This window comes from Shewanella submarina, assembly GCF_042646185.1.
In the GTDB taxonomy this organism is placed as follows: Bacteria; Pseudomonadota; Gammaproteobacteria; order Enterobacterales; family Shewanellaceae; genus Shewanella; species Shewanella corallii.
Window position 1 is genome coordinate 723,147 of the sequence record NZ_JBHRTD010000018.1, and the last position, 13,839, is coordinate 736,985.

12 protein-coding genes and 1 riboswitch are annotated in these 13,839 nt (G+C 51.6%); of the genes, 8 read left to right on the plus strand and 4 right to left on the minus strand.

Going from position 1 to position 13,839, the window contains the following annotated elements; genetic code table 11:
* Positions 1–189: 189 nt before the first annotated feature.
* The gene (locus ACFOE0_RS20250; RefSeq protein ID WP_248934381.1) at positions 190–1,413 is read left to right on the plus strand and encodes an L-lactate MFS transporter; all 1,224 of its coding nucleotides are present in this window, start codon (positions 190–192) and stop codon (positions 1,411–1,413) included.
* 147 nt (positions 1,414–1,560) lie between these two features.
* Here the strand turns inward: ACFOE0_RS20250 and ACFOE0_RS20255 are convergent, their stop codons facing one another.
* The gene (locus tag ACFOE0_RS20255; RefSeq protein ID WP_248934382.1) at positions 1,561–1,938 is read right to left on the minus strand and encodes a hypothetical protein; all 378 of its coding nucleotides are present in this window, start codon (positions 1,936–1,938) and stop codon (positions 1,561–1,563) included.
* Between the two features lie 143 nt (positions 1,939–2,081).
* Entirely contained in the window at positions 2,082–2,558 is a 477-nt protein-coding gene (locus ACFOE0_RS20260) for a YcxB family protein (protein ID WP_248934383.1), read from the minus strand.
* 119 nt (positions 2,559–2,677) lie between these two features.
* Here ACFOE0_RS20260 and ACFOE0_RS20265 point away from each other — a divergent pair, with 119 nt between their 5' ends.
* The 5 genes from ACFOE0_RS20265 to ACFOE0_RS20285 all read left to right on the plus strand — a co-directional run bounded on the left by ACFOE0_RS20265 (position 2,678) and on the right by ACFOE0_RS20285 (position 7,028).
* Positions 2,678–3,400: a pseudouridine synthase gene (locus tag ACFOE0_RS20265; RefSeq protein WP_248934384.1), complete on the plus strand. Its 723-nt coding sequence runs from the start codon at positions 2,678–2,680 to the stop codon at positions 3,398–3,400.
* A 111-nt stretch (positions 3,401–3,511) separates the two neighbouring features.
* Positions 3,512–3,629, plus strand: a riboswitch (TPP riboswitch).
* Between the two features lie 64 nt (positions 3,630–3,693).
* Complete coding sequence (gene thiD, locus ACFOE0_RS20270) at positions 3,694–4,524, plus strand: bifunctional hydroxymethylpyrimidine kinase/phosphomethylpyrimidine kinase (protein WP_248934385.1); 831 nt, start codon at positions 3,694–3,696, stop codon at positions 4,522–4,524.
* Positions 4,525–4,601: 77 nt separating this feature from the next.
* Positions 4,602–5,423: a hydroxyethylthiazole kinase gene (gene thiM / locus ACFOE0_RS20275; RefSeq protein ID WP_248934386.1), complete on the plus strand. Its 822-nt coding sequence runs from the start codon at positions 4,602–4,604 to the stop codon at positions 5,421–5,423.
* Positions 5,420–6,034, plus strand: a complete 615-nt coding sequence (thiE, locus tag ACFOE0_RS20280; RefSeq protein WP_248934387.1) for a thiamine phosphate synthase — start codon at positions 5,420–5,422, stop codon at positions 6,032–6,034. Before thiM ends, thiE begins: the two co-directional genes overlap by 4 nt.
* A gap of 46 nt (positions 6,035–6,080) precedes the next feature.
* Positions 6,081–7,028 carry a sensor domain-containing diguanylate cyclase gene (locus ACFOE0_RS20285; protein ID WP_283106310.1) on the plus strand — a complete coding sequence of 316 codons (948 nt, stop codon included), beginning with the start codon at positions 6,081–6,083 and terminating at the stop codon, positions 7,026–7,028.
* A gap of 37 nt (positions 7,029–7,065) precedes the next feature.
* Here the strand turns inward: ACFOE0_RS20285 and ACFOE0_RS20290 are convergent, their stop codons facing one another.
* Positions 7,066–8,601, minus strand: a complete 1,536-nt coding sequence (locus tag ACFOE0_RS20290; protein ID WP_248934388.1) for an MFS transporter — start codon at positions 8,599–8,601, stop codon at positions 7,066–7,068.
* 385 nt (positions 8,602–8,986) lie between these two features.
* Between ACFOE0_RS20290 and ACFOE0_RS20295 the strand changes: the two genes are divergently transcribed.
* Both ACFOE0_RS20295 and ACFOE0_RS20300 read left to right on the plus strand, forming a co-directional pair.
* Positions 8,987–10,645: a methyl-accepting chemotaxis protein gene (locus ACFOE0_RS20295; protein WP_248934389.1), complete on the plus strand. Its 1,659-nt coding sequence runs from the start codon at positions 8,987–8,989 to the stop codon at positions 10,643–10,645.
* 139 nt (positions 10,646–10,784) lie between these two features.
* Positions 10,785–11,498 carry a class I SAM-dependent methyltransferase gene (locus ACFOE0_RS20300; RefSeq protein WP_248934390.1) on the plus strand — a complete coding sequence of 238 codons (714 nt, stop codon included), beginning with the start codon at positions 10,785–10,787 and terminating at the stop codon, positions 11,496–11,498.
* A 58-nt stretch (positions 11,499–11,556) separates the two neighbouring features.
* Here the strand turns inward: ACFOE0_RS20300 and ACFOE0_RS20305 are convergent, their stop codons facing one another.
* On the minus strand, positions 11,557–13,482 hold the full coding sequence (locus tag ACFOE0_RS20305; RefSeq protein WP_248934391.1) for a BCCT family transporter: 1,926 nt from the start codon (positions 13,480–13,482) through the stop codon (positions 11,557–11,559).
* Positions 13,483–13,839 lie beyond the last annotated feature (357 nt).

The window sequence follows — 13,839 nt, forward strand, 5'->3', positions numbered from 1 at the left end:
TTTTGCAGCTTTGTGATCATTCGCGCAGGCTGAAAATAACCTTTTGCCGACCCGCAATTTCCCTGATAGACTCCGCGCCCTTTGGCACCACTTCATGGACTGAGAATATGCCAATTCCGATGAATTTTGCAGTTGGTCGTCCGTGGTGGAGTCCGACTGTCAGTTGATTAAGCCTGATAGAGTCGAAAGATGAACAAATTGAACAAAGCTACCGGTGTATTGGCCGCTGGCTTCTTTATCAATATGTGTATCGGTATCCTGTACGCCTGGTCTGTATTCAAGCAGTCTCTGGTTGAGCAGGGTTGGTCCAATGCCGATGCTTCCATGCCTTACACAGTAGCGACTATCTGTTTTGCCCTGTCTCTGTTGGTTGCCGGTAACCTGCAGGACCGTATGGGTCCCCGTAAAGTGCTGATCCTGGGTACCATCATGGTTGGCCTGGGTATGATTATCTCCAGCTTTGCTACTTCTCCAATGACTCTGCTGCTGAGCTTCGGTGTGATCACCGGCTGTGGTATCGGTTTCGGTTACGCCTGTCTGTCTCCCGCGGCGATGAAGTGGTTCCACCCATCCAAGAAGGGGCTGGTTAACGGCCTGATTGCGGCCGGTTTCGGTCTGGCTGCCGTTTATCTGGCGCCGCTGACTTCAGTGCTGATCGAAGGCTTTGGTATCAATACCAGCTTCCTGATCCTGGGTCTGGGTGTGCTGGCTATTGCTGTACCTCTGGCCTGTACCATCAATAACCCTCCTGCAGACTACGTGCCTGAGGCTCCGGCTGGTTACAAAGCCAAGAGTGGCAGCGCTGAAGTGAGCATGGGCTGGCGCGAAATGGTGAAGACTCCTCAGTTTTACTCTCTGTGGATGATGTATGCACTGGCGTCTTCTGCCGGCCTGATGGTTATCGGTAACATCACCTCTATCGCAGTGAAGCAGGCTAACCTGACTCAGGCTGCATTCCTGGTGGTTGTACTGGCTATCTTCAACTCTGGTGGCCGTGTTGCTGCCGGTATCCTGTCTGACAAGATCGGTGGCGTTAAGACTCTGCTGCTGGCCTTCATCATGCAGGGCGTGAACATGGCAATGTTCTCTACTTATGACAACGAAATCATGCTGATGGTAGGCGCTGCGCTGGCTGGTGTGGGTTACGGTACCCTGCTGGCAGTATTCCCTTCTATCACAGCCGACTACTATGGTCTGAAGAACTATGGCGGTAACTATGGCGTGCTGTACACCGCATGGGGTGTGAGCGGCTTTATTGGTCCTGTTGTGGCTGCAACTGCCGTAGATATGACAGGTAACTATGTGATGGCTTACACCATCTGCGCCGTTATGCTGGCCGTAGCTGTAGTACTGGCGCTGTTTACCAAACCAGTTACCGCTGACGACATTGCTGCTGAGCCTGTAGCAGCCTAATTGGAGTTTGGAGCAATTTGCTTCTCTCCCAGGCATCCAGTTTGCTGTCTCTCCGCAGCTGCTGACAAAAAGTGGAAATAGACCTGGAATAGCTGGCGCTTTATCCGGGTCAGAAAAGGCCGTTGCAGTTTTGCAGCGGCCTTTTTTTCATTTCAGCAGAGCCAAATAAGCCGCCAGGGTAAAGCCCAGCAGTGCAAGGTAGTTGACCAGTATCAGGGGGTAACTGGATATTGGTAGACTGAGTCCTTGAAGACACATCAGTATCAGAAAACTGCTGAGCATCAATAGCAAACCCTGGTACCAATTGGCCGCGTAGAAGAAGCTGAGACAGATAAAGATGGCAAACGCCAGTATGGTACCAAAGAAAAACAGAGGCATAAGAACGGCTTCAGCAGTCCCGGCCCAGGTCATACTCATAAAGTTGCCAGTTTTCCATTTGGGCTCAACCACAAAAAACCGAAACACAAAGGCCAGTATTGCCAACTGCAGATACCAGACGTAGCTTGCTGTAAAAAATGCTTTCATCGTTCCCTTTTTTGCTGTCTCTTTTTCCTCTCTTTACCCTGTCACAGTTTCTGCTTGAGATCATCTGACTGTGGTATGCCAATATGGTTTGAAAATCCCTGAAAGCAAAAAGCCATCCCGGAGGATGGCTTTGAAAATGGATATTAGGATTTTATCTTGCCGCGGATAAAAGCGTTTGCCTCATCATTCAGCACCCGCCGGGAAATATAGCTGCGACCTTTGCCGATATTGAGCAGGTAACCACGGCCGGTAGCGTCAATACTGTCTATCTGTTGCCAACGAATGGACTGGTTTACATAGTCTGAGCTGATGCGTATCCCGTCATCATCCAACTCGAAATTGACACTGTGATTGGCTGCCTTGCTCATGAGTTGGCGCCAAAGCCACCACGGACGGCGAAACTTAACACTGAGTCCTTCCACCGCTGCCAGACCGATAAACAGGTAACCGATCACATCTTCAATCGGCATGGCAATCAATACAAAGCCGAAAACAACAAATCCCATGGCTTTGGCGTAAGGTCGCCAGCCTGGCTGTGGTTTGGCCGACTCATCGAAGCACTCTTCATAGTGGCTGCGGTCCAGCACGAACTCAGTTTGATAGTGAAATGGTTCACTCATAGCAAAATAAAAAGCTGATAGATTTTTGCCATTATATCTCCGACAGACTGAATTAGGCATTAAAGTCGGAATAACTGATAATCAGCGACAGTTAACGACACTCAGCGGATATTGGTGAATTGGAAAGTAAACGCGCACGGCTGGACAGATATCTGGCCAAAGCCCTGCAGATCCCCCGTAAACAGGTTCGATTGTTATTGATGTCTGGCAAAGTTGAGGTAGATGGCCTGCTTGCCAAAGATATGGACCTCTTGATAGATGAGTTCAATACCATCAGCTGTGATGGCAGGGTTTTGCAGGCCTGCTCGCCTAAATATTTTATGGTGCACAAGCCGGTTGGTGTGGTGTCTGCCACCAAAGATGATGAGCACAAGACGGTGCTTGAACTGTTGCCAGAAGCTGAGCGTTCCGGATTGCATATCGTCGGTCGGCTGGATCTCAATACCTCAGGTTTATTGCTGTTGACCAATGACAGCCGTTGGTCCGAAGCGTTGATGCAACCTGGCGCCCACGTCTCCAAAGAGTATCTGGTCACTTTGGGTAACCCGCTGACGGAAGAGTATGCCCCGGCTTTTGCTGCAGGTATGTACTTCAGTTTTGAAGATATCACCACTGCCCCCGCCAGGCTTGAGGTGTTGGACAGCCATATTGCCAGAGTCGTGCTGACCGAAGGTAAGTACCATCAGATCAAGCGCATGTTCGGGCGTTTTCGTAACCCTGTGGTGGCGCTGCATCGCAGTCGGGTTGGAGGGCTGAGCCTGGATGAAAACCTGGCTCCGGGTCATTGGCGAGCGTTGACCCGGGATGAGGTGCAGCAGGCGCTGCGGGATATTGGCTCATAAATATATCGCAGCGACAATTGTTTGCTCCTCTTGCAACCTGCTTGGTATTATCCACAGGTACTGATCGTCGGGCCGGACAGCTTAGTTGCTGATGCCGCTTGTAAGATCAGTCTGACTTAGTCGGGGAGCCTGATGCCAGAGTGATTGGCATCAGGCTGAGACCGCTGTTGCGGGACCCGTAGAACCTGATCCAGTTAATACTGGCGTAGGGAACTAAGCACGGAAATCCGGGATTGAACCCTGTCCCCATATCCGGTTCCGCTTCCTTCTCTGCGCCCTTTGAGGGCAAATTGTTGAATACTCCCATTACCTTGACCATTGCCGGCAGTGACAGCGGCGGTGGTGCTGGCATTCAAGCCGATATCAAGGCAATTTCTGCCACGGGCGGCTATGCCTGCTCTGTCATTACCGCATTAACAGCGCAAAATACGCAGGGCGTCAGTGGTGTTTATCCTGTGTCACCTGACTTTGTGTGTCAGCAGCTGGATGCGGTGTTTTCCGATCTGGATGTCAGAGCGGTCAAAATTGGTATGTTGGTCGACAGTGAGATCATCTCGGCGGTAGCGCACAAGCTCAGACAGTACAAACCCAGTTGGGTGGTGCTGGACCCAGTGATGGTGGCTACCAGTGGCGATTTGCTGCTTCAAACCTCAGCAATTGACACCCTCAGACGTGAACTCTTGCCGCTGGCCAATATTATCACGCCAAACCTGCCGGAAGCGGCGCAGCTGCTGGATGTGCCTGAGGTCACAGACCAGGCTGGAATATCCGCTATGCTGGATGCCTGTCAGACCCTGCTGACTCAGATATCTCCGCAAGTAAGCTCCCAGTCATTGCTGCTTAAAGGAGGGCATTTGCATCAGCAGCCCATGAGTCAGGACTGGTTGGTCACCTCAGCTGGTATTGAGCTGTTGCAGGCCCCCAGAGTACCGACCCGCAATACTCATGGAACAGGTTGCACCCTGTCGGCGGCTATTGCTTCCTATCTTGCCCAGGGGATGAGTGTCAGCCAGGCGGTAACCAAAGCCAAGCACTATCTTACCGAGGCACTGAAATACGCCGACAAATGGCAGATAGGCAGTGGGCACGGGCCTGTTGATCACTTCTTCAGTCTGCATAATTGAAACACGCCACAGCCAGAATAGCTTGGCTAAACTTGGTTGAGAGAAATAGAGCCAGTCTGGATAAGAAGGAACGCTGAATGAAAGATCCCCGACAATATCTGGCCGATCAGCTTGCGCTGCTGAGGCAAACCCATCCTCTGGTCGTCAATATCACCAACTATGTGGTGATGAATAACACCGCCAATGCGCTGCTGGCGCTGGGAGCTTCCCCCATTATGGCCCACAGCCATGAGGAGATGGAGGAGATGCTGACCATCGCCGGCGCCCTGGTTATTAATATCGGTACCCTGGACAGGCAGTGGGTCGCGCGAATGAAGCATGCTGCCCAGCTGGCGGTACAGATGAACAAACCTTTGATACTGGACCCGGTAGGTTGTGGTGCCAGTGACCTGAGAACCCATACCAGCCGGGAGCTGTGTGAGATAGCCAAAGCCTTGGGGCAAAAATTTATCGTTCGTGGCAACGCTTCGGAAATTATGGCCTTGTCCGGTGAGATACGCAGCACCAAAGGGGTCGACAGTTTGGAGTCCAGTGACAATGCCCTGGGGGCTGCGATGGCACTTCATCGTCAGTATGGCTGTGACGTGGTGGTATCCGGTGAAACTGACTATGTGGTGGGGCGGCGCATTTTCACCCTGCATGATGGTCACGAGATCATGCCCAGAGTAACAGGCATGGGCTGCACTTTCACTGCACTGACGGCGGCCTTTGCTGCCCTGCCTCAACAGGAATATCTCTCCCCAGGGCTGGCTTCTGCAGCTGTAATGGGCGTTGCCGGCAAGCTGGCTGCGGCTCAAAGTCAGGGGCCTGGCAGTTTTCAAATGCAGATGTTGGACGCCTTGTATCAGTTAACGCCTGAGCAGCTTGCGGCTTCAGTCACTGTGTCGGAGTTGTCATGAGCCCGGATTATCGTTTGTATCTGGTGACAGATGAGCGCCTCAGTGATGAAGCGCTTTGCTATGTGGTCACTCAGGCCGTCGAAGGTGGCGTAACCATGGTGCAACTGAGGGAGAAACAGGGGGATCTCCGTCGCTTTATCCATAGAGGGCAGTTACTCAAAACTATCCTGGCGGGTACAGGAGTACCTTTGATCATCAATGACAGGGTGGATGTGGCCCTGGCCATCAATGCTGACGGTGTGCACCTGGGACAGTCAGATATGCCTGCCGAGATGGCAAGGGAACTGTTGGGTGAAGATAAACTGCTGGGACTGACGGTCGAATCTATGGCGCAGTTGCAGGAGGCTCAGAGTCTGCCTGTGGATTATCTGGGGATCAGTACTGTGTTTGCTACGCCAACCAAAACTGATACCTGTTTTGAGTGGGGAGTACCGGGTCTGGAGCTGGCACAGAGTTGCTCCCAATTACCCCTTGTGGCCATAGGTGGTATTGAGCTTGCGAACATAGGGCAGGTCTGTGCGACAGGGGTCGCGGGTGTGGCTTTGGTATCTGCGATTTGTGGTGCACAGAAGCCTCGTGTTGCTGCCCGGGAACTGCTGGCAAGGATATAAACCTGGTCTACGCTTATATAGATAGCAAGGGACAGGGATGTGGGTTATGCAGGTACCGGAAAGGCCGGAAAATGAGTTTGAACGGTTACAAACCTTAAAGGCGCTGGGGCTGCTTGATACCCTGCCTGAAACCCGGTTTGATGCTATCACCAGAATGGCAAAGTTGATGTTCGATGTCCCTACCGTCATGATCTCCCTGGTGGATGAAGACCGCCAGTGGTTTAAATCCAAACAGGGAACTCACCTGACTGAAACCCCCAGAGATATCTCATTTTGTGGGCATGCCATTCTGGGACAGGATATCTTTGTCGTCTCCGACGCGCTTGATGATACAAGGTTTGCCGATAATCCTCTGGTTGTGGGTGAGCCGGGTATTCGTTTTTATGCCGGTTGCCCAATCAAGGCTCAGGATGGTTGTAATCTGGGCACTATCTGCCTTATCGACACCGAGCCCAGAGAGTTCTCCGCCAGGGAGCGGCAGATACTCAAGTCTATGGCGGCAGTGGTCGAGTGCGAACTTGAAACCTTACAAACGGCCCATCACGATGAGCTGTCCGGTTTGGTCAATGGCCGTGGCTTGATTTTGCTTGGAGATCACAGCACCAAACTTTGTCACCGTTCCGGCATCAATCTGACCATGCTGCTGTTCGATATCGATAACTTTGATGCGTTCAATGAAGGCTATGGAGAGGATCTTGGTGATCTGGTGTTGATGGATTTCGCCATGTTACTCAGAAAGGTGTTCCGGGAGTCTGATCTGCTGGCCCGAACCGGTGGTGACGAATTTGTAGTGCTTTTGGCGAATGCCGATAAGTCCAAAGCTGCGCTGGCTTTGGAGAGATTCAGACTGGCGGTTCATGACTATAATCGCCGCCAGAGTCGTACCACTCATCTGAAGTTCACCTCGGTAGCAGTGGAGCTGGATCATGGCCACCATGGTGATATTGAAGCTTTGTTGGCAGACGCATGGAGTCGAATGGCCAAACTGAATTAAAAAACGCGGCAGCTGCCGCGTTTTTTAATGACTGTACTTATGCCTGAGTTTTCTGCATCTGCAGCAGCCACTTACCATAGATATAGATACCCACGGCAGAGACAGAACCGATAGCGGCAATGATGTACCAGGCCATACCGATATTATGGGCGTTGTATAGCGTCTGAGTCAGCTGCTGAGCACTCTCGCCCGTATAGCTCACCAAAGTTGTAAAGGCTTCGCCCTGGGGAATTGCGGCAACTTCTGTTGCGCTCATGCCTTCCTGCTCAAGCATCTGGCGAGAGAAGTTTTCCTTGGAAGCATAGTGCTCATAAAGCTTGGGACCAAAGTAACCTTCCAGACCCCAGCCGATACCCTGAGGCAGCATCACAAAGCCCAGATACATGGCTTTTTTACCTTCGGGCGCAATATTGCCCATAAACTCATTCTTTTTGGGAGAGATCATCATCTCACCCAGAGAGAACATGGCAATAGCAAGCACTATCATCCAGGCGGCATTGGTATAACCGATCAGCACAAAGGCAAAGATACTCAGCAAACAGCCGCCCAGCATCGCTGTGGTGATACGGTATTTGGCCGTCAGGGCGGCGACCAGGAAACAGGTGGTCATGATCATACCCGCATTGAGGTTCAGCATGCCCTCTGGCATCACCTTGGTGCCTTCGTTGTTCAGGCCCAGCCAGAACTGCAAAATGCCGTTGCTTGTGCCCTCAGGGCCAAACAGGCTGGTCACAATCACACTGGTGTCCACCCATTCAGAGATATGGATAGGCAGTACATCGAACAGTGCATTGAACAGGAACCAGAAGCCGGAAAACACCAGCATATAGTAGATGACGACAGGCTTTTTCAGTTCATGCCAGGCGTCTTTCCACAGTGCTTCCTGTTGGATCTCGCCAGACTTAATCTTGGCGGCGCGCTCCAGTCGCTCCTCTTTGCCCGGCTCTTTATAAGCGAGAAGGAACAGGAAGTTGAGGGAGATAATGGCTGCGCAGGCGTAGAACACATTGTCCCAGGACAGCTGACGCATATGCACCGCAACCAATGGGCCCAGGAAGCCACCAATATTCACCACCTGGTAGAAGATACCCCAGGCCATGGAGGAGTTATCCCGTCGGGTCGCCAGTACCAGAGTGCCCTGAATCCCGGGTTTAAAGATACCTGTACCGGCAGCCAGTAACATGGCACCACCCAGGAAGCCCCAGAAGCTGGGGAAGAAAGCCATACACAGGTAACCGGCGATCTTGATAATGGTGGAGGCGAAGATGGTTTCTTTATATCCCACCCGGTCAGAGATGCCGCCGGTAAACACAGGGATAAAGGTTTGCAGGATTGCCCACACGGAAATGATGATACCGTAGTCAGACAGTGTGATACCCAGACCACCTTCAGACACCGGGGCCTTGGCGTAGAGACCGGCACTGGCTTTTACGCCGTAATAGGCGATTCTTTCCACCAGTTCCATACCGCCAACCAGCCAGAACACATAGCTCAGACTGGCAATGGAGGCCCACATCCCCAGTTGTTTGACCTCCCGCAGATCGTTGTCTGCAAGATTATTGTTGTTAGCCATACCCTTCCTTTGATTATTATTTTTTTGTTTATGGTTTTTCTAAATTTTGCACCGCTTAAGTTAAGCGATGTAGCGCAGCGGAAAACTGTAACGCGAAATCGTCCAAAAACCAAAGTTCACGGCGTTGATTCTGGTGTTTTTAGCCAAAGGTGTGAGTGTGGGCAAAAAATCATCCTGAACTGCTCAAGCTTTCAGCCGGGCTGCCGTTTGATAGTAAGGATTAAGCCATTTCAGTGGAACGGCATCAGGTTCAACTCATTGAACAAATTTAGTTATTTGGGAATGAAACCTGCATAAACCGATGTCAGTTACGGGGTTTTGACACAACCGGAACCTGTGTCCGGTATTTCAGTTGTCGCGAGCAAAACAATAACGAGGAACTCGCATGAAAGGATTATCAAGTATGTCCATCCGCAGTCGGTTATGGGGTGTGATAGTGCTGGTGGTGATAACAGGTGTCGTTATATTGGCATCTCTGATGTTTAAACTGGGCAAGATAGAGAAGGCCTATCAGGAGTTTGAGCTTGGCGCTGTTGCGACTCAACAGTCGGTTTTGTCTATCAGTCGGGATATGAACTATGTCTCCCGTTTGACCCGGGCGATTATGCTGGGGGACGACTACGACAAGAACCTCGCCCGTTTGGAGAGTTACCGCAATGCTATTTTTGCTCACTTTGACAATCTGAAAGGGTCAATCGCACAGATATCAGATGCTCAGCAGCGTACTGAATTACAACAGCTGGTGAGAGTGGCAGAAAAAGATACCCGCGCTTTTGTGGATGATGGCCTCCGACGTATGGCTGAGCTGGCTGACTCACCTCGCAGAACCTTTGATTTGGTTCGGGCTTACAAGGAGTATCGTGAGGGAGCTACCCCCTTCGCTAATGCCGCCAGGGAGAGTTTCAAACAACTGGTGGCCCTTGAGCAGACGATTCGTGCAGACATTCAGCGTCAAGCCAATGCCGAGCTGGACAATACCCAATATCAGCTGACTGTCACCCTGATCCTGATGTTTGCCCTGGTATGCGGCATTATCTTCATGATCCTCAAATCTATTCTGGTTCCTGTTGTGGCACTGCAGACTGCGATTGAAGAGATTGAGCAACACTCAGATCTCAGCCGTCGAATTCCGGTTCAGGGCAAGGATGAACTGGCAGCATTGTCAGGCTCCTTTAACAATATGCTGGATAAGTTCCACCACAGTATTACTCAGGTAGCTGCTGCTGCCGCGCAACTGTCTGTATCTGCCAATGAAACCCGCAGTGCCACAGCATCTGCACTGGAAGCGATTGATAACCAGAAGCGGGAACTGGATATGGTGGCCACTGCCATGAATGAGATGAGTGCGACTGTCTCTGATGTGGCTCGCAACGCTGTCGCGGCAGCAGACGCGGCGACTGAAGCTGATACCAGTGCCCATAATGGTGAGCAGGTTGTTGAGCAAACTGTTGGTCGAATCAAACATCTGGCTGGAGAGGTGAATCAGGCATCTGATGCTGTGGTGGAGTTGGAGCAGCACAGCCAGCAGGTGTTCAGTATTCTGGAAGTGATTCAGGCGATTGCCGAGCAGACCAACCTGTTGGCGCTGAATGCCGCCATTGAAGCTGCCCGGGCGGGGGAGCAGGGCAGAGGCTTTGCCGTTGTGGCTGATGAGGTTCGGACGCTGGCCAGCCGCACCCAGGCTTCCACCGAGGAGATCCGTAGCACTATCGATAAGCTGCAGCAGGGCGCAGCCCGCAGCGCTGAGATGATGGTGAACAGTCGCCGCTACTCTGATGACAGTGTCGTCACGGCCACCCAGGCAGGTGAAGCGCTTGAGTCGATCACCCGCAGCGTTGCCCATATCAATGATATGAACACCCAGATCGCGACGGCCGCTGAGGAGCAGTCTCAGGTTGCAGAAGAGATTAACTCCAACCTCGTCAGTGTTCATCAGGGTATGGCCATATCTGTAACCGGCGCACAGCAGATCCACGCCAACACTGAGGTATTGGCTCAGACTGCCAGAGAGCTGGAAAACATGGTGGGTGAGTTCAGGGTTTAGCTTGATTTAGATCTGGTAGTTGAAAGGCGCCCCTGGGCGCCTTTTTTGTGGGATTTGCCAACCTGGGCTGAGATAATCCCCGCATCTGCGCGGCTGCAGCAGTTAATCCGTTAATGTTATCCACTGGGAGTTTCTGACCATGTCTGAGTTATATGGTAAGCACGCGCACCAATATGATCAGGTGATTAAAGACAATATCTACAATGCCATGCTGGACCTGCCCAGTATGAAGCGTTTGATTGGTGATGTCCGCGGGCGTCGCGTCCTGGATTTGGGGGCAGGTTCAGGCGTTTATGCAGAGTATTTCCTGCAATCCGGTGTGTCAGAGCTGACCTGTATTGACAGCTCTCCCCAAATGCTGGCTTTGCTTAAGCAGAAGGTAGCCAGGCTTGGGGCTGAAGCCAGAGTTCATACCTATGCACATGATCTCTCGCTGGGTCTGAAAGGTGAAGCCGACGCCGGTTATGATCTTGTGGTCAGCGCCCTGATGCTGCATTACCTTGAGGATCTGCCCACTTTCTTTGCTGAGGTGGCCAGAGTACTGAAAAGTGGCGGTGAGCTTGTATTTTCCACCCATCACCCCTTTGCGGATTATGAATGCTCCAGTAGTGGCAATTACTTCGAGCAGGAGTTGGTCACAGAGGAGTGGAATACCGTGGGTGAGCCAGTTCAGGTGAGTTTCTATCGTCGCTCATTAACTGAGATTACCCAGGCGCTCACTGACAATGACTTTGTTATCACTGGGCTCAATGAAGGAGAGGTTATGCCTGAAGCAAAAGCCTTGAATGAGTCTACCTATGAATATCTGAGCACCAGGCCCAACTTCCTGTTTGTGAAAGCCCGCAAGCTTTGATTTGCAGGAAAACTAAAAGGGCGCACAAGGCGCCCTTTGTTATTGTCGAGGGGAGTTATCAGGCGTTGGCCTGAGGTGCTGCTTCTTCCTGTGCAGCCAGCTCCTCTTTCTCACGCATCAGGTCATTAAAGCGGATACGGGCTTCCTGAGCTTGCTCAGAGGCTTCCAGTTTGCGCTCTTTGGCGTTGATTGCTTCGGTGGTCAGACGCTGCAACTCTTCAATCATCTCGTCTGGTGCATCACCCAGCTCCATACCTGACTCGCCTCGCTCCAGCGCTTCTTTACGGATGCGCTTCTTCAGCTTCCAGATAGCATTCAGGGCATCGCGCTCAGCTTCTGCGGCTTCAATGGCGGCATCTCGCAGCTGCTCAAACTTAGCCATAGCAGTACCTTCACGGCTCCATGGGTCCACTTCTGGCAGGTCTTCGATGTTGATAACAGGGTCGACATAGCCATCCTGATGAGTCAAATCGAGCGTGGCGGCTTTAACACCGGAGATCATCAGCATTACCGCGATAATCAGCAGTGGCAGACCGCCAACAATTGCTGCAGTTTGCAGGGTAGCCAGACCACCCATAAACATCAGCACTGAAGGCATGATTGACAGGGTAAAGGCCCAGAACAGACGGTTCCAGCGCAGTGGATCTTCAGTTACATTGTTCTGAACCACAGAGGCCAGAATGTAAGAGATAGAATCAAAGGTGGTCGCGGTGAAGATGATACACAGCAGGGTAAATACCACAATCACACCATAGCTGAACGGCAGTTGCTCCAGCATGGCGAAAATTGCTCTGGTTGGGCCCTGATCCTGCAGAATGCCAACTACATCCAGCTGGCCGGACAGCTGCAGCGACAGGCCGTAGTTACCCAGCACCATAAAGTACAGCGCACACCCCAGAGAACCGAAGAAGATAGAACCGGTTACCATCTGCTTAATGGTGCGACCACGGGAGATGCGAGCAACAAACAGACCCATACTCGGGGCGAATACCAACCACCAGGCCCAATAGAAGATGGTCCAGTCCTGAGGGAAGTGGGTATCTTTAAAGCTGCCCATGCCGCCGAAAGGCTCAGCCCAGGTGGCCATAACAAAGAAGTTGGACAGCATACGGCCGATAGAGTCCAGGCCGGTTTCCAGCATAAACACGGTAGGGCCGGCAATCAGCACGAAGGCCAGCAGTGCCAGCGCTCCCCAGAAGTTGATATTGGACAACAGCTTAATACCGCCATCCATACCCTTATAAGAGGAGTAGGCGAACAGAGCGGTACACAGCATCAATACGCCAATCTGGCTGCCGGTGCTGGTAGGGATATCAAACAGGTAGCTGATACCTTCGTTAATAAGAGGCGCTGCCAGACCCAGAGTTGTCGCGGCACCACCCAACAAACCGAAGATAAAGAGTACGTCGATAAATTTACCCAGCTTGCCGTGGCTGCGGGCTTCGCCAATCACAGGCATCAGTGCGGCGGAAACCTTAAGCACTGGCTGTTTACGTACATAAAAGAAATAAGCGATAGGCAGAGCAGGGATCAGGTAAATGGACCAGGCGATAGGGCCCCAGTGGAAAATGCCGTAAGTGGCAGCCCAGCGCACCGCTTCTTCACTTCCCGGTTCCAGTTGGAATGGGGGATTCATGTAGTAGTAGGCCCATTCAATACATCCCCAGTACAGGATACTGGCACCAATACCACCACAGAACAGCATGGCTGCCCATGAGCCGGTGGCGTATTCAGGCTTTTCATCCGGGTCGCCCAGTTTGATCTGGCCGATGTCGGAGAAAATGATGTAAATCATAAAGAAAAACGCGGCTAACCCGAGTGTCAGGTAAGCGAAGCCGAGTTTATCAGTCATAAATGTTTTGGCGACGGCGATCCAGTCTGCCCCTTCCGCCGGGAATAGAGCCAAGGGAACAATCACAGAGACCAGTAAGGCCAATGCGCCAAAAAAAGTGGGTTTATCGATTAGTTCGAAATGCTTCTTCATCGCTGTATATCCTTCAAAACAGCTTTGGGAAAGGTTGATTGCGTCACCCTTCCCTAGGTTCTAACTTGTTATTTTGATTTTTGACAGAAGTCCGCAGAATGGGAAATCTGTGATGGAGTTAACTCTCAAATCGCTTTTCTGTCGACAAAAATGTTGTGTCGCCAAATCCTTTTTGTGATTCAGGTCAATTCGGTGATACAGGGTGTTACCAGTGTGTCTTTGCGGTGTGTTAGGTGTGGGTGGTGTTGTGGCTTTTGTGTCGGTTTTTTGGGTGTGAAATTCATGTGTGACAAGTGATGAAGAGCAGTGGTTACTCACTTTTTAAATAAGTGTGATGGCCGACCATTACATCATTAC

Bases quoted from the DNA above. Each gene is read 5' to 3' on its own strand.
- ACFOE0_RS20250 (WP_248934381.1), top strand. From the start codon at position 190: ATGAACAAATTGAACAAAGCTACCGGTGTATTGGCCGCTGGCTTCTTT.
- ACFOE0_RS20255 (WP_248934382.1), bottom strand. From the start codon at position 1,938: ATGAAAGCATTTTTTACAGCAAGCTACGTCTGGTATCTGCAGTTGGCA.
- ACFOE0_RS20260 (WP_248934383.1), bottom strand. From the start codon at position 2,558: ATGAGTGAACCATTTCACTATCAAACTGAGTTCGTGCTGGACCGCAGC.
- thiM (WP_248934386.1), top strand. From the start codon at position 4,602: ATGAAAGATCCCCGACAATATCTGGCCGATCAGCTTGCGCTGCTGAGG.
- thiE (WP_248934387.1), top strand. From the start codon at position 5,420: ATGAGCCCGGATTATCGTTTGTATCTGGTGACAGATGAGCGCCTCAGT.
- ACFOE0_RS20285 (WP_283106310.1), top strand. From the start codon at position 6,081: ATGCAGGTACCGGAAAGGCCGGAAAATGAGTTTGAACGGTTACAAACC.
- ACFOE0_RS20290 (WP_248934388.1), bottom strand. From the start codon at position 8,601: ATGGCTAACAACAATAATCTTGCAGACAACGATCTGCGGGAGGTCAAA.
- ACFOE0_RS20295 (WP_248934389.1), top strand. From the start codon at position 8,987: ATGAAAGGATTATCAAGTATGTCCATCCGCAGTCGGTTATGGGGTGTG.
- ACFOE0_RS20300 (WP_248934390.1), top strand. From the start codon at position 10,785: ATGTCTGAGTTATATGGTAAGCACGCGCACCAATATGATCAGGTGATT.
- ACFOE0_RS20305 (WP_248934391.1), bottom strand. From the start codon at position 13,482: ATGAAGAAGCATTTCGAACTAATCGATAAACCCACTTTTTTTGGCGCA.